Annotated in this window: 20 protein-coding genes and 1 pseudogene; 12 read left to right on the top strand and 9 right to left on the bottom strand. The window is 69.5% G+C overall.

Features of this window, described 5'->3' with window-relative positions; translation table 11 throughout:
- Window positions 1-345 precede the first annotated feature (345 nt).
- A complete protein-coding gene (locus ON29_RS24755) occupies window positions 346-1,587 on the bottom strand; it encodes a hypothetical protein (RefSeq protein WP_040869912.1) in 1,242 nt (413 codons plus the stop codon).
- Window positions 1,588-1,592: 5 nt separating this feature from the next.
- Window positions 1,593-2,366, bottom strand: a complete 774-nt coding sequence (locus ON29_RS24750) for a crotonase/enoyl-CoA hydratase family protein (protein ID WP_040869910.1) — start codon at window positions 2,364-2,366, stop codon at window positions 1,593-1,595.
- 53 nt (window positions 2,367-2,419) lie between these two features.
- On the opposite strand from ON29_RS24750, the gene ON29_RS24745 reads away from it, so the two are divergent.
- Together ON29_RS24745 and ON29_RS24740 are read left to right on the top strand one after the other, a co-directional pair.
- Entirely contained in the window at window positions 2,420-3,070 is a 651-nt protein-coding gene (locus ON29_RS24745; RefSeq protein WP_040870020.1) for a TetR/AcrR family transcriptional regulator, read from the top strand.
- Window positions 3,057-4,676, top strand: coding sequence for an acyl-CoA dehydrogenase family protein (locus ON29_RS24740; RefSeq protein WP_040869908.1), 1,620 nt, complete (start codon window positions 3,057-3,059; stop codon window positions 4,674-4,676). The genes ON29_RS24745 and ON29_RS24740 overlap by 14 nt, the downstream gene beginning before the upstream one ends.
- Before the next feature lie 92 nt (window positions 4,677-4,768).
- Here ON29_RS24740 and ON29_RS24735 read toward each other — a convergent pair whose 3' ends face one another.
- Complete coding sequence (locus tag ON29_RS24735; protein WP_040869905.1) at window positions 4,769-5,170, bottom strand: nuclear transport factor 2 family protein; 402 nt, start codon at window positions 5,168-5,170, stop codon at window positions 4,769-4,771.
- A gap of 65 nt (window positions 5,171-5,235) precedes the next feature.
- On the opposite strand from ON29_RS24735, the gene ON29_RS24730 reads away from it, so the two are divergent.
- Window positions 5,236-6,168 (top strand): LysR family transcriptional regulator, encoded by a 933-nt coding sequence (locus tag ON29_RS24730; RefSeq protein WP_051175558.1) that lies wholly within the window; start codon window positions 5,236-5,238, stop codon window positions 6,166-6,168.
- Between the two features lie 156 nt (window positions 6,169-6,324).
- Window positions 6,325-7,083, top strand: a complete 759-nt coding sequence (locus ON29_RS24725; protein ID WP_281032565.1) for a nucleoside/nucleotide kinase family protein — start codon at window positions 6,325-6,327, stop codon at window positions 7,081-7,083.
- Here the strand turns inward: ON29_RS24725 and ON29_RS24720 are convergent.
- Complete coding sequence (locus ON29_RS24720; RefSeq protein WP_040869903.1) at window positions 7,070-7,966, bottom strand: RNA polymerase sigma-70 factor; 897 nt, start codon at window positions 7,964-7,966, stop codon at window positions 7,070-7,072. The genes ON29_RS24725 and ON29_RS24720 overlap by 14 nt on opposite strands.
- A 215-nt stretch (window positions 7,967-8,181) precedes the next feature.
- Window positions 8,182-9,369 carry an NAD(P)/FAD-dependent oxidoreductase gene (locus tag ON29_RS24715; protein ID WP_040869902.1) on the bottom strand — a complete coding sequence of 396 codons (1,188 nt, stop codon included), beginning with the start codon at window positions 9,367-9,369 and terminating at the stop codon, window positions 8,182-8,184.
- Between the two features lie 201 nt (window positions 9,370-9,570).
- Here ON29_RS24715 and ON29_RS24710 point away from each other — a divergent pair, with 201 nt between their 5' ends.
- The gene (locus ON29_RS24710) at window positions 9,571-10,119 is read left to right on the top strand and encodes a potassium channel family protein (protein WP_040869900.1); all 549 of its coding nucleotides are present in this window, start codon (window positions 9,571-9,573) and stop codon (window positions 10,117-10,119) included.
- A 13-nt stretch (window positions 10,120-10,132) separates the two neighbouring features.
- On the opposite strand, the gene pgi is transcribed toward ON29_RS24710, so the two are convergent.
- A complete protein-coding gene (gene pgi / locus ON29_RS24705) occupies window positions 10,133-11,770 on the bottom strand; it encodes a glucose-6-phosphate isomerase (protein ID WP_040869898.1) in 1,638 nt (545 codons plus the stop codon).
- A gap of 114 nt (window positions 11,771-11,884) precedes the next feature.
- Between pgi and ON29_RS24700 the strand changes: the two genes are divergently transcribed.
- Both ON29_RS24700 and ON29_RS24695 read left to right on the top strand, forming a co-directional pair.
- Window positions 11,885-13,342 (top strand): NAD-dependent succinate-semialdehyde dehydrogenase, encoded by a 1,458-nt coding sequence (locus ON29_RS24700; protein WP_040869897.1) that lies wholly within the window; start codon window positions 11,885-11,887, stop codon window positions 13,340-13,342.
- Between the two features lie 316 nt (window positions 13,343-13,658).
- A complete protein-coding gene (locus ON29_RS24695; RefSeq protein ID WP_157172885.1) occupies window positions 13,659-14,855 on the top strand; it encodes a hypothetical protein in 1,197 nt (398 codons plus the stop codon).
- Between the two features lie 117 nt (window positions 14,856-14,972).
- On the opposite strand, the gene ON29_RS24690 is transcribed toward ON29_RS24695, so the two are convergent.
- Entirely contained in the window at window positions 14,973-15,266 is a 294-nt protein-coding gene (locus tag ON29_RS24690; protein ID WP_062977356.1) for a chorismate mutase, read from the bottom strand.
- A gap of 384 nt (window positions 15,267-15,650) precedes the next feature.
- On the opposite strand from ON29_RS24690, the gene pcrA reads away from it, so the two are divergent.
- From pcrA to ON29_RS24675, 3 genes and pseudogenes are all read left to right on the top strand, one after another.
- Window positions 15,651-18,236: a DNA helicase PcrA gene (gene pcrA, locus ON29_RS24685; RefSeq protein ID WP_040869893.1), complete on the top strand. Its 2,586-nt coding sequence runs from the start codon at window positions 15,651-15,653 to the stop codon at window positions 18,234-18,236.
- Between the two features lie 63 nt (window positions 18,237-18,299).
- Window positions 18,300-18,725 (top strand): hypothetical protein, encoded by a 426-nt coding sequence (locus tag ON29_RS24680; protein WP_040869892.1) that lies wholly within the window; start codon window positions 18,300-18,302, stop codon window positions 18,723-18,725.
- A 189-nt stretch (window positions 18,726-18,914) separates the two neighbouring features.
- Window positions 18,915-19,064 (top strand): annotated as a pseudogene (locus ON29_RS24675) (cytochrome P450); the annotation flags it as partial.
- A 194-nt stretch (window positions 19,065-19,258) separates the two neighbouring features.
- On the opposite strand, the gene ON29_RS24670 reads toward ON29_RS24675, so the two are convergent.
- Together ON29_RS24670 and ON29_RS24665 are read right to left on the bottom strand one after the other, a co-directional pair.
- Window positions 19,259-19,585, bottom strand: a complete 327-nt coding sequence (locus ON29_RS24670) for a hypothetical protein (protein ID WP_040869890.1) — start codon at window positions 19,583-19,585, stop codon at window positions 19,259-19,261.
- Between the two features lie 61 nt (window positions 19,586-19,646).
- On the bottom strand, window positions 19,647-20,903 hold the full coding sequence (locus ON29_RS24665; RefSeq protein ID WP_040869887.1) for a M23 family metallopeptidase: 1,257 nt from the start codon (window positions 20,901-20,903) through the stop codon (window positions 19,647-19,649).
- 537 nt (window positions 20,904-21,440) lie between these two features.
- On the opposite strand from ON29_RS24665, the gene sucC reads away from it, so the two are divergent.
- Window positions 21,441-22,607, top strand: a complete 1,167-nt coding sequence (gene sucC, locus ON29_RS24660) for an ADP-forming succinate--CoA ligase subunit beta (protein ID WP_040869886.1) — start codon at window positions 21,441-21,443, stop codon at window positions 22,605-22,607.
- Between the two features lie 25 nt (window positions 22,608-22,632).
- Window positions 22,633-23,547 carry a succinate--CoA ligase subunit alpha gene (sucD, locus tag ON29_RS24655; RefSeq protein ID WP_040869884.1) on the top strand — a complete coding sequence of 305 codons (915 nt, stop codon included), beginning with the start codon at window positions 22,633-22,635 and terminating at the stop codon, window positions 23,545-23,547.
- Window positions 23,548-23,982: the final 435 nt, after the last annotated feature.

Here is a 23,982-nt window from a genome sequence, read left to right as displayed (position 1 = left end):
CGCGAAAGGACTACACGGCGAATGGGGCGCGGCCCCCGGTCGGCCTACGCCGCAGACTTTATCGGGCGGTGCGGCCGAGGGCTATGATCACGCCGACACGGCGAGTCGGCCGACCCGACCGATCGCGGTCGTCGTCGGCATTCGCGCGAACCGCCGGTGACCGGCGAGCGAAACCATCCGATTTCATACCAGGTCACTGAAAGTTCCCGCTGTTCGCCGAAATATTGCGCGTGTCGTCGAATTCGCCGCGGAGACCCGCGGGCCGGGTGCGCCTGTGGATATGCCTGCGGCTCGGCGGGCGCGCCCGTGCGGATGACCGCGGCTCGGCGCGTCAGCCCGCGGGAATCACCACGCGTCGGCGTGCAAGCCCGCGCAGTTCGCCGCGCGCAGCGCCAGCTCACGCAACGCGCGGGCCGACGCGATCCGCGCCGGGTCCAGGCCGACCAGGCTCAGCACATAGTCGTCGCCGATTCGGCAGAGGTAGCCCGAGAGACGGGTGCGGGGCAGTCGCGCGGCGGCCAGGCCGGGATGGATGGCGCGGGCAGCGACGCCGGTGCAGCGGTGCGGGCCGAGTCGCAGCAGCGAGTCGGGGAGCGTTCCGATGTTGGAGCACAGGATGTCCCGTTCGCCCGCGCCCTCGGACAGCGCGTAGGCCCAGCGGTCCGGAATCACCTGGAGGAGTTCTTCGGGCATGCCGCTCGGTGCGGACATGCGGTGCGCGTATGCGGAACGGGCCAGTGCGCGGATCGTCGCCGGGGTGTCGGCGCGGGTGATCGCGATGCGCGTCATGGCGAGGTCGTTGTCGACCCGGGGTTCGTCGCGGGTGTCGACGGGCAGGCTGGCTTCGATCGTGTCGCCGGGAAATCCGCTGTCCCAGAGAACGGTCGCGACGAGGTGGATGAACAGGCTGTTGGCCGTGCCGCCGTCGCGCGCCGCCACGCGGTCCCACTCGGCGGCCGGGCATTGCAGGATCGCGCTGTGCGTCGCGTTGCCCGCCCGGCGCGGCTGCTCGTCCCGGTGCGGCACGGCGGGTTGCCGCGGTATCCCGTGCCGCAGCGCAGCCGCGGTGCCGCGCAGGACGATCGACCACTGGCGCCGGGCGTCGGCCCAATCCGATTCCCGCGCGGACGGATCCGCCGGACGCACCCGAGCGCCGCCCAGCGCGTCGTCCACCGCGAGCACCAGCGCGCGCCCGTCGGCCAGCGCATGCGAGCAGGTGAGGGAGACGACCGAACCGCCGTCGTCCAGCATCGCCGTCGACAGCAGCCACCCGGGACCGAATTCCGGATCGAGCCCGCCGCCCTGCGCGTCGGCCCAGTCGAGCAGCCGCGCGACCGGGAGAACGTCCTCGGCGCGGTCGATCGGGTACGCGCGCACATTCGGGCGCCAGGCCCGGCGAGCGCCCGGTACCCGCGAGCCGATCACTCTGCGGCCCAACGGTCCCGAGCGCAGGGCCGCGTGCACCCCTTCCAGCAGCGCCGGGTCCACTCGGTCGGCCGTCCGCCACAGCCCTTGCAGCGCGATCGGCGTGCCGAGCCCGCGGTGGCTACGCAGAAAGATCTCGTCGACGACGCTGAGGCGGCCCATCGGGCTCAAGCGTGAGCGCCGTGCCGGCCCGCACCCGAGGCGAAGCGCGCGGCCCCGTCCAGGGCGCCGCCGGCCAGTGCCGTCAGACCGTGGCGGAACTCGTTGCGCAGGGCCGACTCCTCGGTCATCCCCTCCTGCTCGAGCAGCGACATCCGGTCCGAGCGCAGGCAGGTCTGCGGCAGCGCGGCCAGTTCCGCGGCCAAGGCCTCCGCGGCGCGGCGGGCTTCGCCGGTGGGCACCACGCGGTTGACCAATCCCATCCGCAGCGCCTCGTCGGCGTCGACCGCGCGTCCGGTGAGCACCAGATCCATGGCGCGGCCCGCGCCCACGATCCGCGGCAGCCGGATGGTGCCGCCGTCGATCAGCGGGACGCCCCAGCGGCGGCAGAAGACGCCGAAGGTGCTGTCCTGCTCGGCGACCCGCAGGTCGCACCACAGGGCGAGTTCCAGACCACCGGCCACCGCGAAGCCGGAGACCGCCGCGATCACCGGCTTGGACAGTCGCATCCGGGTCGGGCCCATCGGGCCGTCACCGTCCTCGGCGGCGCGGTTGGAGCGCTCGGTGCCGAGCGCCTTGAGGTCGGCGCCCGCGCAGAACGTGCCGCCGTCGCCCCACAGCACCGCGACCGCCGCATCGGGGTCGGCGTCGAATTCCCGGAAGGCGTCGGCCAGCGCCGCGGCGGTCGGCCCGTCCACCGCGTTGCGCGCTTCGGGCCGGTGCAGGATCACGGTGGTCACGGGGCCGTTGCGTTCGACGAGTACGGTCACGCGCTCGACCATACGCCGTAAAAGCACCCTTGCGTGAAGAAATGAATCCATGCTTCACTTCTTGGGTGGCCTACCGCAGAACCCCTGCCGTGCAGGCCCGCCTGGACGCCCAGGCGGGGCTGATCGTGCACGCCGCGACCAAGGTGCTCTCCCGCGGCGGCTACGGCGCGCTGTCCATGGCGGCGGTCGCGGCCGAGGCGGGCGTGGCCACCGGCACCGTCTACAAGAACTTCGACGGCAAGTCCGCCCTGGTGCGGGCGGTGTTCCGGAAAGTGGTCGCCCGCGAGGTCGCCGCCGTGGCCGAGGCGGGTTCGCGCGGAACGGCCGTCGAGCGGGTGACCGCGGCGGTGGAGACCTTCGCGGGCCGCGCGCTGAAGAACCCGAACCTGGCCTACGTGCTGCTCGCCGAGCCGGTCGACGCCGCCGTGGACAGCGAACGCCTGCGCTTCCGGCGCGCCTTCGCCGAGACCTTCGAATCGGCGGTGGCCGAAGGTATCTCGCGGGGTGAACTGCCCCCGCAGGACCCGAGGATCAGCGCGGCCGCGTTGGTCGGCGCGATCGGCGAGGTCCTGGTCGGCCCGCTCGCCGACGCGCCACACGGCGAAGCCGTCGTCCCCGAACTCACCGCTTTCGCGATCCGCGCGCTCGGCGTGCGCGACGACCCGGGCGCGCTCGCCGCCCGACTGGAATCAGGAGTGTCAGATGCAGACGCATGAAGTCTTCAACCAGGTGCCCGAGATCGTGCCCTTCGACGCCTCGCGCAATCCGGCGCTGCTGGAGGGCCTGCACCGGGAAGGCGCGGGCTGGGCCGAAGCGGAGGTCCGGGAACTGGGTGCGCTCGCGGGTGGTGCGCAGGCGCAGGAGTGGGGCAGGCTGGCCAACGAATACCCGCCGGTGCTGCGCACCCACGACCGCTACGGCAACCGCGTCGACGAGGTCGAGTTCCACCCGCACTGGCACGACCTGATGCGCGTCGCCGTCGAGCACGGCCTGCACGGCGCACCGTGGCTGGACGACCGCCCGGGCGCGCACACGGCGCGCGCGGCGAAGTTCTACACCTGGGGCGTCGCCGACGCGGGCCACATGTGCCCGATCTCCATGACCTACGCGGTGGTCCCCGCCTTGCGGCACAACCCGGAACTCTCGGCGCGATTCGAGCCGCTGCTCGGCTCCCGCGTCTACGACTTCGGGCTGCGTGAACCGTCCGCCAAGGCCGGGCTCATCGCGGGCATGTCGATGACCGAGAAGCAGGGCGGCTCGGACGTCCGCGCCAACACCACCACCGCGACGCCGCAGCCGGACGGCACCTACCGGATCGTCGGCCACAAATGGTTCACCTCCGCGCCGATGTCGGACATGTTCCTCACCCTGGCGCAGGCTCCCGGCGGCCTGTCCTGTTTCCTGCTGCCCCGGGTGCTGCCGGACGGCACCCGAAACCCCATCCGCATCCAGCGGCTCAAGGACAAGTTGGGCAACAAGTCCAACGCCTCGTCGGAGATCGAATACGAGAACGCCGTCGGCCGGCTGGTCGGCGCGGAGGGCGCGGGCGTCAAAACCATCATCGAGATGGTGAACATGACCAGGCTGGACTGCGTGATCGGCTCGGCCACCGGCATGCGCGCGGGCGCGGTCTACGCGGTGCACCACGCCAGGCACCGCAAGGCGTTCGGGGCCGCGCTGATCGACCAGCCCGCGATGCGCAATGTGCTGGCCGATCTGGTGATCGAGTCCGACGCCGCGACCACCGTGATGATGCGGCTGGCCGGGGCCACCGACCGGGCAGGCCTGGATCCGGCCGAGGCGGCGCTGCGGCGCATCGCGCTGGCGGTCACCAAGTACTGGGTGTGCAAGCGTGCGCCCGCACACGCGGCCGAGGCGCTGGAATGCCTGGGCGGCAACGGGTACGCCGAGGAATCCGGCATGCCGCGGCTGTACCGGGAGGCGCCGCTGATGTCCATCTGGGAGGGGTCGGGCAACGTCGCCGCGCTGGACGCGTTGCGCGCCATGGGGCGTCAGCCGGAGACGGTCGAGGCGTACTTCGACGAAGTGTCGCGCGCCAAGGGCGAGAACCCGCGCCTGGACGACGCGATCGCCCGGGTCGGCAAGGAATTGTCGGATCTCGATGACATCGAATACCGCGCAAGGCGCGTCGTCGAGTTGATGGCGCTCGTGCTCCAGGGCGCTCAGCTCGTTCGCCACGGCCACCCCGCCGTCGCCGACGCCTTCTGCGCCACCCGGCTCGGCGACGACTGGGGCATCGCGTTCGGCACGCTGCCCACCGGCGTCGACACGGGCGCGATCGTCGAGCGCGCGTTCGTCTGAGCCTTTTGTGCCCTGGGGACCGGTTCGGGTTCCCGGGGCGCAGCGCGTCGTAACCGAGACTCCGGCCCCCCGTGGCTCGTCTGGTGCCGGTGTCAGGCGGGCCGGGTCAGTACCCGCTCGACCAACGCCGTATTGCAGTACTCGACCACCTCGCGCAATTTCCCGTCGGCGACCTGGAAGACGAAGCAGTACGTCTGGTCGTAGTTCTCCCCGCGTGTGGTCACGCCCTCGGCGCGGGCCCGCACGACGACGCGGTCGCCCTCGGCGATGATCGTCTCGGCGGCGAGGCGGTACCCGGTGAACTGAGTCATCAGTGGACGCAGGAGCCGTTCCAGTACCGCGCTTTTCGGTTCCCAAGTGCCGCTCCAGGACCAGTCGCCGGGGAACACCCAGCGGAAATCGTCGGCCATCGCGTCGCTCAGCGCGCGGGTATTGCCGGAGGACATCTGCTCGAAGATGTCCGCGAGCAGCTTCTTGTTCTCGATCGCAGTCATGACGACGACGCTAAGGTCGCGCCATCTATGCGACAAGCGATTGTCTCGCATATCTGGTATGAGCAATGAGCATGGATGAATTCAGCGTGTCAGGCCTGCGCGTGGTGCGAGAGGCAGCCGCCTGCGGCTCGTTCTCCACCGCCGCGGAGAACCTCGGCTACACGCAGTCCGCGGTGTCCCGGCAGATCGCGCTCATGGAGCGGGCGGCAGGTCGCGCGCTGTTCGAGCGGCACGCCCGCGGCGTGCGGCCCACCGCGGCGGGGCGCGTCGTCCTGCGCCACGCGGACGTGATCCTCGCCGAGCTGGAGCAGGCCCGGCACGACATCCGTCATCTCGCGGCGCGCCCGGCGGGCCGCCTGCGCCTCGGGGCGTTCTCGACCGCCATGGCCGCCTTGGTGCCCCGTGCGATCGCCGCCACCGCCGCCCGCGACCGGCAGTTGCGGATCTCGCTGCGTGAGGGGCTCAGTCCCAGACTGATCACCGCCGTCGCGCGCGGACGCCTCGACCTCGCCGTGGTGACTTCGCCGGACACCGTGCCCTCCGGCGTCGAGATCGAGCCACTGGTGGACGATCCGTTGCTCGTCGCCGTCGCGTCCACGCATCCGCTCGCCCGCGCCACCAGCGCGACGCCCGACCTGCTGCGCGACGAACGATGGATCGCGGGCAGCCAGGAGCCGTCCGCCACTCTCCTCGGTGCGTGGCGCGACCCGGTCCGGGAGCCGGAGATCGCGTTCGTCGCCCGCGACTGGTTCGCCAAACTCGGCCTCGTCGCGGCCGGACTGGGCGTCACGGTGGTCCCCGGCATCGCCGTCCCCGTGCTGCCGCCGACCATCGCGCTGCTGCGGATCGATCATCCTGCCGCGGTCCGGCGCACCGTCCTCGCGCATCGCGGCGATCGCGAGACCGTCGAATCCCGCGGAATGTTCGCCGAGGCGCTGCGCGACCGAGCGGCCGAACTGTCGGCCGAGGTGCGCCAGCGCCTTCGCGGTGGTGCCTGAGCGGCGGAGTTGTCGGTCGAGGTGCGCCTGCGCCTTCGTGGTGGTGCCTGAGCGGCGCAGCTGGGGGCCGAGGTGCGCCCGCGCCTTCGTGGTGGTGCCTGAGCGCGGCATCCCGTCGGGTGGGATGAACAGCCATGCGCAGTCCACCGCACGGGTGTGGACACCTGCGGCGACGCGTCGGTGGCGGGCGGCGACGGTAGTGTGGCGGCGGTGGCAGGGGAGTTCGTCGAGAGACCGCTGGGCTGGTTGGTCCGGCGGGTGCGGGAGCGAGCCGGGCGGGGACGGTATCTGCTCGGCATCGCGGGGCCGCCGGGCGCGGGGAAATCCACCCTGTCGGTCGCGCTGCGCGACACGATCAACCGCGAGGCGGGCGGCATGGTCGCCGAGATCGCACCCATGGACGGTTTTCACCTGGGCAACGACATCCTCCGGGCCACGGGAAGTCTCGCCCGCAAGGGGGAGCCGGACACCTTCGATGTCGATGGTTACGTAGCGGGGCTGCGACGCCTGCGGACCACACCGGTGGGCGAGCCGGTGGCATGGCCCACGTTCGACCGGTCCGTCGACGCCCCGGTGCCCGGCGGCGTGGTGTTCGACCGGCAGTCCATTGTCCTCACCGAGGGCAACTATCTGCTGCTCGACGACTTCGGCACGCGCCGCTGGTCGGCGGTCCGGGCACTCCTGGACGAGTGCTGGTACCTGGACGCGGCGCGCGATGTGATCGAGGATCGCCTGCTGCGCAGACACATTCGCGGTGGTCGCCCGCCCGCGGTAGCGCACGACAAGGTGCGCGACAGCGACTTGCGCAACGCGGATCTCGTCGCGGCCACCGAGCAGCGCGCCGACCTCGTGCTGCGCGTGGAGGCGGGAAACTACGCGGTGGCTGTCCCGCCCCCGGGATTCAGCGCAGGGTGAGCGAGGTCTCGGACTCGACGCGGGTCAGCTTCTCCGGGTTGCGGACGTAGTACAGGCCGGTGATGCGCCCGTCCTCGACACGGGCCGCCATGACACCGTCGATCTCGCCGTCGAGGCGCAAGAGCAGTGCCGGGCTGCCGTTGACCACGCTTCGGCCGACGGTGAGCGTGGCGTCGACCTTGCGCAGGCCGACCGTCACGAAGCGGACCACCCTCTCGGCGCCGATGACCGGCCGCAGCGCGGCCTGCTTGACGCCGCCGCCGTCGCTGACCACGACGACATCGGGAGCGAGCACCTCCAGCAAGCCCTGGAGGTCCCTGGTCTCCAGCGCCCGCTGGAACGACTCCAGAACCGCCCGGGTCTCGCTCACCGAGACCACCGAGCGAGGGCGGCGGGCATCCACGTGCTTGCGGGCGCGGTGCGCGATCTGCCGGACCGCCGCCGGGGTCTTGTCCACGGCGGCCGCGATCTCCTCGTAGCCGATGTCGAAGGCCTCGCGCAGCACGAAGACGGCGCGCTCGGTCGGCGACAGTGTTTCCAGCACGAGCATCAGCGCCATCGACATGCTCTCGGCGAGCTCGACGTCCTCGGCCACATCCGGTGCGGTGAGCAGCGGTTCGGGCAGCCACGGACCGACGTACGCCTCCTTGCGGCGTTTCATCGTGCGCAACCGGTTGAGCGACTGCCGGGTTGCGATCCGCACCAGATAGGCGCGCTCGTCGCGCACCTGCTCCGCGTCGACCTCGACCCACCGCAGCCAGGTCTCCTGCAAGACGTCCTCGGCGTCGGCCGCCGATCCCAGCATCTCGTACGCGACGGTGAACAGCAGGTTGCGGTGGGCGACGAAGGCCTCGGTCGCCCGATCGGTGGTGTGCTCGCTCATCTCTCGCGCCTCTCCTTCGCGACCGGTCCCGGCCGTCGGCATTCTCCTGGTAGCCATCCACCCGCGCCCATCGCCCGGCGCATCACGCGCCGAGATGACGACGATCCGATGCCCAGCGCAGCGTATGTGTCCGGCGGCGTCCCGCGCGAGCGCCGCCGCCCGGTTACGCTGACGCTCGACGGCTCTGCCACCGGTACCCGCATCGGTCGGTCCGCTCAGCGAGCGGTCATGGCCTCGCTCCGCCGGGCCTGAAGCAGTTCCCTTCGCTTGTCGTTCTTGAACCCCCAGGTGAACGACCCGGGCTCGCGCGCCTCGTTCGCCAGTTCCTCGACGACGTTGGTGCAGGCGAGTTCCTTGATCTTCGCGGCCAGGCGACCGCCGATGTAGAACCTGTTCGCGACGTCGTCCCTGGAGGCGACCTGCACGGTGGCGGCGCGCCGGCCCAGGCCGATGCACTGCCCGAAGAAGCCCACGTCGATGGCCGCGGGCTGCGCGCCCGCGATCCGGGCCAGTACCGTGTCGGCGGCGTGCGCGCCCAGCGGACGCGCGGTCTGGCAGCTCATTCGCAACGGCAGATTCGACGGTGCCGCCGAATCCCCGGCCGCGACGATGCGCTCGTCGTCCACACTCGTCAACGTCTCGTCGGTGAGCAGGCGACCTACGGCGTCGGTGCTCAGTCCACTGCGGGCGGCCAGATCCGGCACACCGAATCCGGCGGTCCAGATGGTCACCGTGCTCGACAACGTGTGGCCGCCACGGAGGCGCACGGCATGCGGGGTCACCGCCGTCACCTTGCTCTCGGGACCTTCGAGCACGGTCACGCCGAGCTTCGCCAGCCGCGCGGCCACCGAGCGCCTGCCCTTGGGGTGCAGGTACGGGCCGAGCGTCCCGCCGCACAGCAGCGTGATCCTGCGGCCCTGCTCCGCCAGCTCGGCGGCCGTTTCGATGCCGGTCGCGCCGGCTCCCACGACCCCCACGGGGGCCGTCGCGGGCGCGGCGTCGAGCACCGGCCGCAGCCGCTGCGCCTCCTCCAGGGTGGCGATCGGGAAGGCGAAGTCGGCAGCTCCGGGCACGCTCGGGTCGGCGCTGCCACTGCCCACCGCGTACACCAGATAGTCGTAGCCGACCCGGCCGCCGGACGCCAAGCTCACGCGGCGTTCGGTCGCGTCGATTCGCGTCGCGGAGTCGACCACCAGCCGTACACGCTCGCCCAGGATCTCCCGGTAGTCGACGACCGCCTCATGGGACCCGCCCACCAGTTGGTGCAGGCGGACGCGCTCGACGAAACCCGGGCGCGGGTTGATCAGGGTGACTGTGACGTCGGCACGCTGCGTCAGGCGATTGGCGGCCAACACGCCGGCGTATCCGCCGCCGACCACGACCACATCGGTGTTCCCAGTCATGGTGTCTCCTTCGTTTCGGGGGTCGGCCACAAGACACCGCGGGAGCGGCCCACGTGACATGAAGTGACGCAGATCACTACGGAGGGTGTGTGCCGCGGAAGCGCGCCGCGCACCGGCCCCGACCCGCGGCATTCGGAGAGACGGACCGAGTATCGGCGCGTGCAGCGGCTCACGCGCTCTACCTGGCCCGATGATGAATCAATGACGGAGAATCGCGCACGCGGCAGAGTGCCGGGTGTCCTGTTCAACGCGCTGGCCGTGGTGTGCGCTCTGCTGTTCTATTACTTTCTGCCGCTGGAGGGCCGGGCGTTCGGCCGCCCCGCCGGGGTGCTCGGGCTCGTCGCCTTCGTCTTCGGAGTCGCCGGCCTGATCTGGCTGGCGCGGTGGCGCATCCGGCGCTACTTCCGCGATCCGCCCACCACCGCAGGACGGATCAACGACGTACTGCTCGTGGTCTGCGTCGTGGTGACGTTCTTCGCCCTGTACTACTACGTGCTCGAACAGCAGGCGCCCGGCCAGTTCGACGGCTTGCGCACCCGAACCGACTCGCTCTACTACACGATCGTCACCCTCGGGACCGTCGGCTACGGCGACGTGCACGCGGTCGGGCCCGCGGCGAAAGTGGCCACGATGGTCCAAGTGGTCTTCGACCTGGGCGTCATCGGTACCTTGATCGCGATCTCCACCTCGCGCGTCGTCCAGCGACTCGACGAGGCGCGACGCGAACCCCCGCCCGGCGGGGCCGCCTAGCGCGCGGACGAACTCAGCGGTGCGCGCGATACCAGCGAATGAGCGAATCCGTCGACGAATCGTCCTGCGGCCGCGGTTCTTCGGCCGCCGTGAGCAGCGGAGCCAAGGCGAGCGCCTGCTGCTTGCCCAGTTCGACACCCCACTGGTCGAAACTGTCGATGCCCCAGATGGTGCCCTCCACGAAGACCTGGTGCTCGTAGAGCGCGATGAGCTGACCGACGACCGACGGGGTGAGGCGCGGCGCGAGAATGGTAGTGGACGGGCGGTTGCCGGGCATCACCTTGTGCGGCACGAGCTCGGGATCTGTTCCCTCGGCCGCGATCTCCTCGGCGGTCTTGCCGAACGCGAGCACCTTGGTCTGCGCGAACAGGTTGCTCATCAGGATGTCGTGCATGCTGCCGGTGCCGTCGATGGTGGCCAGATCGTCGGTGGGCTGCGCGAATCCGATGAAATCCGCGGGAATGAGCCTGGTGCCCTGGTGCAGCAGTTGATAGAAGGCGTGCTGCCCGTTGGTGCCCGGTTCGCCCCAGAAGATCTCGCCGGTGGAGGTCGTGACCGGTGTGCCGTCGGCACGGACCGACTTTCCGTTGGACTCCATGGTCAATTGCTGCAAGTACGCGGGGAAGCGGGCCAGATCATTCGAATAGGGCAGCACGGCATGGGATTCCGCCCCGAAGAAGTTCGAGTACCAGACGCCGAGCAGGCCGAGCAGTACCGGAGCGTTCGCCTCCAGCGGCGCCTCGGCGAAATGCCGGTCCACGGCGTGCATGCCCGCGAGGAATTCCGCGAAGCGCTCCTTGCCGATGGTCGCCATCACCGAGAGGCCGATCGCCGAGGCCACCGAGTACCGGCCGCCGACCCAATCCCAGAACCCGAACATGTTCTCGGTGTCGATACCGAATTTCGCGACCCGTTCGGCATTGGTGGACACCGCGACGAAGTGCTTGGCCACCGCGTCCTCACCGAGCGCGGCGACCAGCCAGCGCCGGGCCGCGGTCGCGTTCGTGAGCGTCTCCAGGGTGGAGAAGGTCTTGGACGCGACGATGAACAGCGTGGTGGCCGGGTCGAGCCCGTGCAGTTTCGCGACCAGGTCGGCGGGATCGACGTTCGAGACGAATCTGGCGCCGATACCGGCGTCCTCGTAGTGCCGCAGCGCCTGATGCACCATGACCGGCCCCAGGTCCGACCCGCCGATGCCGATGTTGACCACCGTCGTGATGCGCTCGCCGGTCGCCCCGCGCCACGCGCCGGAGCGCAGCGCGTCGGTGAACTCGCCCATCCGCCGCAGCACCCGGTGCACCTCGGCGCCCGCGTCGACGCCGTCGATGATCATCGTCTCGCCTTCGGGCAGCCGCAGCGCGATGTGGCCGACCGCGCGGTCCTCGGAGGTGTTGATGTGCGCACCGCGGTACATCGCGTCGCGCCGCTCGGGCACGCCCGCCTCGCGCGCCAATTCGACCAGCAGATGCAGGGTTTCCCGGTTCACGCGGTGCTTGCTGTAGTCGATGTGCAGGTCCGCCACCTGGACGGTCAGCTCGCTGCCCCGGGCCGGATCGTCGGCGAAGAACTCCCTGAGGTGTCGTCCGGCGACGGTGCCGTGGTGATCGTGCAGTTTCCGCCATGCCGCCGTCGCGGTGATGTCGCTGCTCACGTTCGCCGAGGGTACAAGCAGGCAGCGCCGCGCGCACGGGTGCCTGCGTGGAGAGTCGGCCGAACCGGCGCGCGTTCTCGTTTGCGCTTCCGTCCTGAGGCTTAGGCTGGCGTCATGGTGTCCGAACGTGAACTTCTCGCATCCGTACCGAAACAGCTGTGGATCGCAGGGCGGCCCGTCGACGCCACCGGCGCGGGCACCTTCCCGGTGCACAATCCGGCGACCGGCGAGGTGCTGACGAACGTCGCCGACGCGACGCCGGAGGACGCGATGCGCGCGCTCGACGCGGCCGTCGCGGCCCAGGACGGATGGGCGGCCACGCCCGCCCGCGAGCGCGGGGAGGTGCTGCGCGAGGTGTTCGAACAGATCACCGCCCGCGCGGAGGAGTTCGCCCTGCTGATGACCCTGGAGATGGGCAAGGCGCTGCCGGAGAGCCGCAACGAGGTGCGCTACGGCGCCGAGTTCTTCCGCTGGTTCAGCGAGGAGGCCGCCCGGGTGCACGGGCGCTACCTGCACGCGCCTTCCGGCACCGGCAGGATCGTGGTGCACAAGCAACCGGTCGGCCCTTGCCTGGCGATCACCCCGTGGAACTTCCCGCTCGCCATGGGCACGCGCAAGATCGGCCCCGCGCTGGCCGCGGGCTGCACGATGATCGTCAAGCCCGCCTCGGCGACGCCGCTGACCATGCTGCTGCTGGCGAAGCTGTGCAGCGAGGCGGGGTTGCCCGACGGCGTCCTGTCCGTGCTCACCTCCAGCCACTCCGGCGCGGTGACCCAGCCGCTGCTCGACGATCCCCGGCTGCGCAAGCTCACCTTCACCGGCTCCACCGAGGTGGGCAAGAAGCTGGTGGAGAAATCCGCGAACCGGCTGCTGCGCACCTCGATGGAACTCGGCGGGAACGCGCCGTTCGTGGTGTTCGACGACGCCGACATCGATGCCGCCGTACAGGGCGCGATGCTGGCGAAACTGCGCAACGGCGGCGAGGCGTGCACCGCCGCCAACCGTTTCCACGTGCACAACAGCGTGCTCGAGGAGTTCACCACCAAGTTGGTCGAGGCGATGGAGAGCAGCGTGCGGCTCGGGCCGGGTGCCGATCCGGACACCACGCTGGGCCCGCTGATCAACGAGGAGCAACTGCGCACCGTCGGCGAACTCGTGGACGACGCCGTCGCGGCGGGCGCGCGGGTCCTGATCGGTGGTAAGGCGCCTGGGGGCCCCGGCTGGTTCTATCCGGCCACTGTGCTGGCCGACGTCCCGCCGCAGGCCAGGATCCTGCGTGAGGAGGTGTTCGGCCCGGTCGCCCCGATCGTCGGCTTCGACACCGAGGAGCAGGGGCTGGCCGCCGCCAACGACACGGAATTCGGACTGGTCAGCTACGTCTACACCCGCGACCTCGACCGTGCGCTGCGGATTGCCGAGGGTCTGGAATCCGGCATGGTGGGCGTCAACCGCGGCGTCATCTCCGACCCCGCTGCTCCTTTCGGCGGCGTCAAGGAGTCCGGCTTCGGCAGGGAGGGCGGCACGGAGGGGATCGAGGAGTACCTGTCCACGAAGTACATCGCGCTCACGTGAGAGAGTGCCGCGGGCTCCGCGCTACCGAAGGCGATCGGTCGCGCACCTGAGGGTCGAATCCTGCCTGTCGGCGGCGCTTATCCGTGGGGTTCGGCCGAGCCGAGATCGGCGTCGGTCGGTCCGGTGCGGACCGGACGGCCCAGGTGGGCTCAGCATGCTCGGCGCGGGCGGGTCTGCTTCTGAACCCAACTGTCTGTGCCCCGTGCTTTCGGGGCGCGACTTGATGCATCATCGACACTAGCCTCGGCCTTGGTTCCGCCAAGTGGGCTGATTGCGAGGGGGCGCGGGTGCTGGTGATGCTCGATTGAGCAACGGCGTGGTCAGAGCCGCTTTGCAGGTCGTGGACGCTTTGAAACGGCTGACCAAGAGGGAAGCCGAGGGCGTCGCGGGCATGAAAACGGGCGCAGCCCGCGCTTCCCGCCGAGTCATCGATGCGCACACGCACGGCGACGCCGACGGTGGGCTCGCGATCCGACGTGCGGCAGGTGGCGATGCCGGTCCCGGGCGGGATTTGTGCCCCCCGCCGCCGGACCGATCGTCGCTGGACAAGGCCAGACGGCGACTCGACGCCGAATTGAGGCGACGTTTCGGCGAGAAGGGACCGAGCGACGATGAATGGTCCGACTTCATAGCCCACCGTCGGCTGTCCCGGCTGGAGCAATACGCTCTCATCGACCGGAGAATCGAGAAATCAGCGGCTTCTCTCGGCCGGGACAGCGCCGAGTTACGTGAGCAGATGCGGCGAGAGCTGAAGGAAGCGCTCGACGGAAAACCCCTCGCTATCCGGGTCCGCGACGCCGAACTCGTGGCCATCCTCGAGGAAGGGCGAATTCGGGGCGCTCGCAACCCCGTCGGCGATCGCGCCCATGCCGAAGGAGAGTGGTTCGGCCCGCACGTCCACGACAACCCACCCGTCTACGGCTACGTTGCCGTGGACGGAGTGCGCCCATCACAAGACGGCATGATCGATGCGTTGTCGGAGCTGAACTACGGCGACAATCAGATCTATCTGAAGCCGGAGGTCCGGTCACGAACGACCATCACGTTCGGTGACTCGCTGGTGGAGAGGGACCTGGCGATACGCTCCCCCGTGGACAACCCGTCGGAATACTCCTATGGCGCCGGAGTGAACGGCATCGCTCCGATCGGGCGCGACTATCTCGGAGCAGACTTTCGCGGCAACCATTTCATCGAAGCCCAGATGTTCGACCTCACCACCGCGGACATAGATTTCATCGGATTGCACCAGCCACCCGGTGCGGCATTGCGACAGGCGCTGGACCAATCCGGGGTGGATTGGCGTGTTCTGACCAATCGCACGATCGCGGCGGAGGGCACCCCCGCAGAACGAGCGGCCGCGATCGAACGGACGAGTCAGGACTTGGAGCATCTTCGCCATGTGCATCCCACTATCCGCTCGCATGCCGAACCGCTGGAAGCCGAGCTGAGGGACGACCTGCGTGTCCTGAGCGATTCCACCGCAGGTGAGGGACCGGCCGCGGCCCCCGGATAGCGTCGGTGGACCTGCGCGGGCACGGGGCGGACATGAGGCGACCGCCCCGGGGTGCATGTACACCCGGGGCGGCCAGGGGAAGCGACGGTCTCGGCGAGCGCGCCGCGTGCTCTCAGTTCAGTGGCCGAGACGACCGCGGCCGAGGCGAAGCAGCAGCATGGCGAGGGTGTGGCCTTCCTGGCCGAGCTCGCTGAAGCGCTCCAGCACCTTCATCTCGCGACTGTGCACAAGGCGCGGCCCGCCCGACGCCATGCGCGTCCGGCCGATGATCCGGGAGATCTCCGTCCGGCGCTTGATCGCGGCCAGGATCTCGGCGTCGAGACGATCGATCTCCTTGCGGAGCTTGTCGATCTCGGCCTCGGTCTGCGGCAGCGCCGATTCGGACCCGGTCGTCGTGGCAGGGGTGCTCATCATTCATCTCCTCGTGTCAGAACATGGATCGGCGCGTGCTCGCGGCTCGTTACCGATCGGTTCTTTCACCGTGAAACAGACCTGGTGGGGCCTCGTATTGTCCCCCCAGAAAGGTGTGCTCAGGTACAGGCTCCGCGATCCCGGCGTTCGGCTGGCAGCCGAATCGGATGTCTGGCGAAGGCGCTGAGCATGTCGCCAGTGTGCCACGGGCTGGGGGGTATGCAAAACATATACGTTTGGGAATCGCGTGAGATTCGCAGGTTGTTTCACTCGCCTTCCCACCAGCGGGAGTTCACTCGCCGTTCAGCCATCCGGCGCCGAACCGATACCGATCTCACCCGGGGCTTCATCTGTGTCGGTGGCCGCCGGTAGCGTGGATGGACGATGGACATCACGGTGGCTCCCAAGACGCAGGCCGGTCGGATCGTGCACCCGGATCCGGCATCGAAACCGCAGTTCGCCGGCGGTAACGCGGCGGAGGGGTCGCAGCCCGCCGCCGTCGGCGCGGCGCCGCCGACCGACGCGGAGCGCGAGCGGCAGCGCGCCGAGCGGGAACAGCGGCGCGCCGAGGAGGCCGAGCGGCTGCTCGACGGCTTGAATCCGCCGCAGCGCGCGGCGGTCGTGCACACCGGATCCCCGCTGCTCATCGTGGCGGGCGCGGGCTCGGGCAAGACGGCGGTGCTCACCCGCCGCATCGCCTACCTGCTGGCCGCCCGTGGCGTCACGCCGGGCCAGGTGCTGGCCATCACGTTCACCAACAAAGCCGCCGCGGAGATGCGGGAGCGGGTGACCGGACTGGTCGGCCCGCGGGCGAACGCCATGTGGGTGTCGACGTTCCACTCCAGTTGCGTCCGCATCCTGCGCACCCAGGCGGCGCTGCTGTCCGGGCTGAACTCCAACTTCTCGATCTACGACGCGGACGATTCGCGGCGCCTGCTCACCATGATCAGCCGCGACCTCGACATCGACACCAAGAAGTACTCCGCACGCCTGCTGGCGACGGCGATCTCCAATCTGAAGAACGAACTCATCGATCCGGCCCGCGCCACCGCCGACGCGGAATCCGACGACACCGAGCTGCCCGGCCTGGTCGCGCGGGTCTACACCGAATACCAGCGCAGGCTGCGCTCGGCGAACGCGCTGGACTTCGACGACCTCATCGGTGAGACGGTGGCGTTGCTCCAGAATCACCCGCAGGTCGCCGAGTACTACCGCCGCCGGTTCCGGCACGTGCTGGTGGACGAGTACCAGGACACCAACCACGCGCAGTACGTTCTGGTCCGCGAGCTGGTCGGCCACCACGTGGAAGACGGCGCCGAGGACCGGGTCCCGCCGAGTGAACTGTGCGTCGTCGGCGACGCCGACCAGTCCATCTACGCCTTCCGCGGCGCGACGATCCGCAATATCGAGGAGTTCGAGCGCGACTTCCCCGACGCCGAAACCATTCTGCTGGAGCAGAACTACCGCTCCACCCAGCACATCCTGTCCGCCGCCAACGCGGTGATCTCGCGCAACGAGAACCGGCGCGACAAGAAGCTGTGGACCGATTCCGGCGAAGGCGATCTGATCACCGGCTACGTCGCCGACAACGAACACGACGAGGCGTCGTTCGTCGCGCGCGAGATCGACCGGCTGGTCGACCAGGGCGAGGCCAACTACGGCGACGTCGCCGTGTTCTACCGCACCAACAACAACTCCCGCGCGCTGGAAGAGATCTTCATCCGGATGGGCCTGCCCTACAAGGTGGTCGGCGGCGTCCGCTTCTACGAGCGCAAAGAGGTGCGCGACATCGTCGCCTACCTGCGGGTGCTGGAGAACCCGGAGGACGCGGTGAGCATGCGCCGCATCCTGAACACGCCGCGCCGCGGCATCGGCGACCGCGCCGAAGCCTGCGTGGCGGTCCATGCCGAACAGCGCGGCATCGGTTTCGCCGCCGCGCTGCGCGACGCCGCCGAAGGCAAGGTGGCGCTGCTGAACACGCGCGCGCAGCGAGCCATCGCGGGCTTCCTGGAGCTGCTCGACGACATCCGGGCCGCAGGCGAACGCGCGGAGTCCGACTTCCCCGATGTCGGCAACGTCGTCGAAGCGGTGCTCGAGCGCACCGGTTATCGCGCCGAACTGGAGGCATCCGACGACCCCCAGGACGGCGCCCGGCTGGACAACCTCAACGAGCTGGTCAGCGTCGCACGAGAGTTCAGCTCGGAGGCGCAGAACAACGCGGAGGCGGCCCGGCAGGAGGGGCTGCTGCCCGAGGTGGGCGAAGGGGAGCCGGATCCCGGTTCGCTCGCCGCGTTCCTGGAGCGGGTCTCGCTGGTGGCCGACACCGACCAGATCCCGGACGAGGGCTCCGGCGTGGTCACGATGATGACGCTGCACACCGCCAAAGGCCTGGAATTCCCGGTGGTGTTCGTGACCGGTTGGGAGGATGGGCAGTTCCCGCACATGCGGGCGCTCGGCGATCCGACCGAGCTGGCCGAGGAACGCCGCCTCGCCTACGTCGGCATCACCAGGGCCCGGCAGCGCCTGTACCTGACGCGGGCGGTGGTGCGGTCCGGCTGGGGGCAACCGGTGTCGAACCCGGAATCGCGTTTCCTGCAAGAGATCCCCGGCCACCTCATCGACTGGCGCAGACTCGAGCCCGCCGGATCGCCCGGAACGAGGGGGCTGCGGCGTCGCGGCGGTGACGACGACGGGCTGGAACGGGATTGGACGCGCGGCGACGGGTGGTCGGAGCCACGGCCCGGCCTGCGCGATCGCGGCCCGCGCAGGCCCGCCCCCGGCGGCGCGACCCGCAACAACACGAACTTGGTGCTCGCCGTGGGCGATCGGGTCAGCGACGACAAATACGGTCTCGGCCGGGTGATCGCCGCGGAGGGCTTCGGGCCGCTGGCCACGGTGACCATCGACTTCGGCACCGCGGGCAAGATCCGGTTGATCCCGCAGTACAGCCGGACGCTGGTCAAGCTCTGAGCTACCGGGCCCGGGCCTTCGGACCCTGCCGCGCGGACTCGTTCCGCCGGTAAGGTCCGCGCTATGGACACGGTCGCGCGGCACATCCTGTGGTTTCTGCCCATGCTGTGGCTCGGCATGGTGCTGGCCATCTCGTTCTTGGAAGCGCCGCTGAAGTTCCGTGCCCCGGGGGTCACACTGCCGCTGGGACTCGGCATCGGCCGCTTGGTGTTCCGTGCCCTGAACGCCGTAGAGACCGTGCTCGCCGTGCTGCTGGTGGTCGCCGCACTGATCACCGGGCCCGGCAAGCCGACTTGGTTGTGGCTGGGCGTGGCCGTGGTGTTGCTGGCCGTCCAGATCCTCGTGGTGCGCCCGCCGCTGTCCCGCCGCGCCGATCGCGTGCTGGCGGGCGAGGATCTGCCGCGCTCGCACGCGCACTACTGGTACATCGGCCTGGAGATCGCCAAGGTCATCGCGTTGCTCGGTCTCGCGATCGCGGCCGCACCCTAGGCGCGGCCGACCTCATCGACCGTGACGCGGCGAACCAGACTGCTCCGCGTCAGCCCGCGGCCGAACCCTGTTTCGTTGGCGACTCCCCAGCCGGTTGGACGCGTCGATCCCCGCCGCATGACGGAGCTGGGCGAGGAAGGCCGCCTTGTCGTCGCCTGCGACGAGGTAGTGCGGCACGGCCGGCCGCACGCCGCCGTCGCACGCCTGGAAGGCCGGATCGCCTTGGACGCGATGCTCGACTTCATGCCCGAATACGAGGTGAACAGAGCGGGTTTGCGAAAGGCGACGCAAACCAGCGTCGCGGGCTGGACCAACGTACCGGTACGCGTGCGGAACTGATCGGGGCCACGTCGCCGCCCGGGCAGTCTCGTCGAGGCTGCGCTGGACAGCTCCCCATCGGACGAGGGAGCGTGGTCAGGCCGAGTCTCCGACGTCTTCGTGCAGACACGATCCGTCCTGTGAACCGAGTAGTTCGTGCCTGTTCGAAGGCGTGTCCAGCGCGACCGGACCGGCCGCAGCGGACCGCAACGCGTTCAGCGCTCCTCCCGTGAGGTGTCCGGCTTCATGCGCCCGGCCTCGATGAGCGTCCGCCGGGCCGCCGCCTTACTCGGGCACTGGTCCGCGCGGCATTCCCCGTGCCGCTGCATCGTCTGGTGTGCTTCGGAAACGCTCAGCGGGTGCTCGGGAGCTTCATGCGGGCAACCGGCAGGCCACAGACCGGGGTCGGGCCGCTCGGCGCGAATCCGTTCGCGTTCGCGCTCGGCACGCCACTCGGCGGCTACCCGGTCGATGATCGCTTGCGCGGCCGAAACCAGCCTACTCCGCTGGAAAATCGGCACACACACGGAAGCCGCCGACATACGGCGCACCGCCTTACTCGGACCGGCACCGTGAGCGGCGCGTCTCTGACGGACGCGCCGCTCAGTCGCGCTGCGGGCCCAAGCTGATGCCGCGGGTTGCCAGCCAGGGCAGCGGGTCGACCTTGTCGACGCCGTTCAGCCAGACCTCGAAGTGGCAGTGCGGGCCGGTGGAGAAGCCGCGGTTGCCGATGGTGGCGATCTGGTCTCCGGCGAGCACGCGCTGGCCCTGCGACACCGTGGCGGTGTCGATGTGGCCGTAGATGGTGACGGTGCCGTCGTCGTGCAACAGGCGGACCCACATGCCGAAGCCCGACGCGGGACCGGCCTCGAGCACGGTGCCGTCGGCGACGGCGTAGATCGGGGTGCCGATCGGGCCCGCGATGTCGATGCCCAGATGCTGCACACCCCAGCGGGCGCCGAAGCCGGAGGTGAACGTGCCCGCGGCGAACTTGGTGAAGAGCGGGCGAAGTTTCGCGGACTCCTGGGCGGCGAGGTCCTCGGCGTACTTCTGGCCCTTTTGCAGGATGTCGTTGAACTGGTCGAGATGGGCGGGCGAGGAGACGTTCAGCACCTGGGGGGAGTCCGGCGCCGCCGTCGGATCGGCCATGTTCATCGACTGCGCGGCGATCTCGTGGATCTGCCCCGCGGCTTCGTAATCGACCGCCTGCGACGGCTGTTCGGGCGAGGCGAACGCGGCCTGCCCGGCCGCGACGACCGCGCCCGCGGCGACGGCGGCGACCGCGGCCCGACCCTTGAGAGCTGCGGGCGGCGCCGCTACCCGATGTGCGCCACCGCGCTTGTTCGTGGAGCGGCCCCCACGGATGACGGTCGGGAGGACGGGTGCGCTCGACTGCTCGTCGGCCTCGGCCTCGGCCTCGGGGGTCTCGGTCGCCCAGGATTCCTCGGGAGCCCAGCAGCCGGTGTCGGACACCCAGGATTTCTCGTCGGGCGTCCAGGGCTCCTGCTCGGCCCACGCGTCGCCGGAGTTCCAGGCGCCACCGTCGGACCAGGAGTTCTCCTGTGCCCAATTCTGTTGCGACCACGCGCTGTTGGTGTCCCAGGCGTTGTCGTAGGCCGCGTTCTCGTAGGCCGGCTGGGCGTAGCCCGAATCGTGAGCGGGCTCGGCCGCGAAGCCGTAATCGCCACCGGCGGGACGGAAGTCGTATTCCGCCTGCGGCGCTGCCTCGTACCCGGCGTGATGCTGGTCGAACGAGGGGCCTGCGTGGCGGGCCGCCGGAGCGAAGGGCTCGTCGTCGGGGCGATAACGATGTCCCGACCGCAAGCGATCATCGGAAGCGAAGGTGGAGCTGTGGTTCATCGGCGGTGCCACATCGTGAAGCGGATGGAACTCGGATGCCGCTTGACCAGCGGCGTCGATCGGTCGAATGCGGAGCGGCTCTCCGTCTGCGGAGTGCTGTGCTGCGTCAAGCTTGCCGTCCTCCTAGTCGTGACCGTGTTGTGACATCGACCGCAATGACGGTAACGAAACGATGTCGTGCCCACAAGCGGTGTGCGGGGTCCGTGACAAACATGTGAGATTCATCACCCTAACCCCACGGAATATCTCACTGCTGTATGGGCACTCCGGAGAGGTCGTTCAACGACGATTCGTAGTAGATCGCGGTTCGCTCCCGGGTTCGCCCGCTCTACCTGGCGCGGTGTCAGCAACCTACTCGCCAGTAGCGTTGGCCAGCGGTTTTGCCGCCCTGGGCGGCACTCCGTGACCTGCGCCACTTAGGATGAACGTGGCCGATTGGCCCTCCATGTGACTGATTAGAGTCCGACCCGACCCGCTTCCGACGTCGGGCCGCCAACAAAGACGTTGTCATCACAACGCAGACGAGACGGTGAGTACATGGATCTCTTCGAATATCAGGCGAAGGAGCTCTTCGTTAAGCACGGAGTGCCTTCGTCCGAGGGCCGCGTCACGGACACGGCCGAGGACGCCCGCGCCATCGCGGCGGAAATCGGCAAGCCGGTGATGATCAAGGCCCAGGTGAAGGCCGGTGGCCGCGGCAAGGCCGGTGGCGTGAAGTACGCCGCCACCCCGGATGACGCGCTGACGCACGCGCAGAACATCATCGGCCTGGACATCAAGGGCCACATCACCAAGAAGATCCTGGTGGCCGAGGCCAAGGACATCGCGGAGGAGTACTACATCTCCTTCCTGCTGGACCGCGCCAACCGGACCTACCTGGCCATGTGCTCGGTCGAGGGCGGCATGGAGATCGAAGAGGTCGCCGCCACCAAGCCGGAGCGGCTGGCGAAGGTTCCCGTCGACGCGGTCAAGGGCGTCGACCTGGCGTTCGCGCGTTCGATCGCCGAGCAGGGCCACCTGCCCGCCGACGTGCTGGATTCCGCGGCCGTGACCATCCAGAAGCTGTGGGAGGTGTTCGTCGCCGAGGACGCCACCCTGGTGGAGGTCAACCCGCTGGTGCGCACCCCGCAGGACGAGATCCTCGCGCTGGACGGCAAGGTCACCCTCGACGAGAATGCCGGATTCCGCCACCCGGAGCACGAGGCGTTCGCCGACCGGGACGCGACCGACCCGCTCGAGCTCAAGGCCAAGGAGAACGACCTCAACTACGTCAAGCTCGACGGTGAGGTCGGCATCATCGGCAACGGCGCGGGTCTGGTCATGTCGACCCTGGACGTCGTCGCCTACGCGGGCGAGGGCCACGGCGGCGTGAAGCCGGCCAACTTCCTGGACATCGGCGGTGGCGCCTCGGCCGAGGTGATGGCCGCCGGTCTCGACGTCATCCTGAACGACGACCAGGTCAAGAGCGTGTTCGTCAACGTGTTCGGCGGCATCACCGCGTGTGACGCGGTCGCCAACGGCATCGTGAAGGCGCTGGAGATCCTGGGCGACAACGCGAACAAGCCGCTGGTGGTCCGCCTCGACGGCAACCGGGTGGACGAGGGTCGCCAGATCCTCGTCGATGCCGCGCACCCGCTGGTGACGCTGGCGCAGACAATGGACGAAGGCGCCGACAAGGCCGCCGAACTGGCAGCCGCCCGATAACGACGGCCGAGTAAGGACGAAAAGAATGTCTATCTTCCTGAACAAGGATTCCAAGGTCATCGTCCAGGGCATCACCGGCGGCGAGGGCACCAAGCACACCGCGCTGATGCTGAAGGCGGGCACCCAGATCGTCGGCGGTGTGAACGCGCGCAAGGCGGGCACCACCGTCGCGCACACCGACAAAGACGGCAACGCGGTCGAGCTGCCGGTGTTCGGCACCGTCGCGGAGGCCATCAAGGAGACCGGCGCCGACGTGTCCATCGCGTTCGTGCCGCCGAAGTTCGCCAAGGACGCCATCATCGAGGCCATCGACGCGGAGATCCCGCTGCTGGTGGTCATCACCGAGGGCATCCCGGTGCAGGACACCGCCTACGCGTGGGCCTACAACGTGGAGAAGGGCGCCAAGACCCGGATCATCGGCCCGAACTGCCCCGGCATCATCACCCCCGGCGAGTCGCTGGTCGGCATCACGCCGGCCAACATCACCGGCAAGGGCCCGATCGGCCTGGTCTCCAAGTCTGGCACGCTGACTTACCAGATGATGTACGAGCTGCGTGACTTCGGCTTCTCGACCTCCATCGGCATCGGCGGCGACCCGGTCATCGGCACCACCCACATCGACGCCATCGAGGCGTTCGAGAAGGACCCGGAGACCAAGCTGATCGTGATGATCGGCGAGATCGGCGGCGACGCCGAGGAGCGGGCCGCGGCCTACATCAAGGCCAACGTCACCAAGCCGGTCGTCGGCTACGTGGCGGGCTTCACCGCCCCCGAGGGCAAGACGATGGGCCACGCGGGCGCCATCGTGTCCGGCTCGTCGGGCACGGCCCAGGCGAAGAAGGACGCGCTGGAGGCCGCGGGCGTGAAGGTCGGCAAGACGCCGTCCGAGACCGCCGCGCTGGCTCGCGAGATCCTGGAGAAGGCCAGCATCACCGCCTGATCTCCCCCCGCGCACGAAGGCCGCCTCCGAATTCGGGGGGCGGCCTTCGTCATGTGTGGCGGCGGGCTCTGGCTTGGGCAGTAGCCGAGCATCCGGACCCGCCACGCGCGGAACTGTTCGATGTGCCGGGGGCTCCGTCGTCCCCTTCTCTGTTCACACGAGGCAGCCGAATGGATGGTTCATCGACCTGTCGCCGGAAATTCCCCGCTATTGAGAACCCCCGTGGTGTGAAAAGCGCCATCGCGGGCAACAGTTTCAAGGAGCGGTAGGTGGTCTCGCTAGGTGCTTCGCGCCGGACATGTGCCGCGACCTGCCGGGATACGGGCGGACTCGCCCATTCCGGCCGTCGCGGCGGGGTGACCGGGGCGAGACAGTGCAGTAGCGTCAGAAGTAATCCAGCCGTGAAGACCATGTACGACTCGATTGAGGAGACGA

The organism is Nocardia exalbida NBRC 100660 (assembly GCF_000308575.1).
GTDB classification, from domain to species: Bacteria; Actinomycetota; Actinomycetes; order Mycobacteriales; family Mycobacteriaceae; genus Nocardia; species Nocardia exalbida.
Note: the sequence above shows the minus strand (reverse complement) of the source record. Positions and strands in the feature narration are given on the sequence as shown.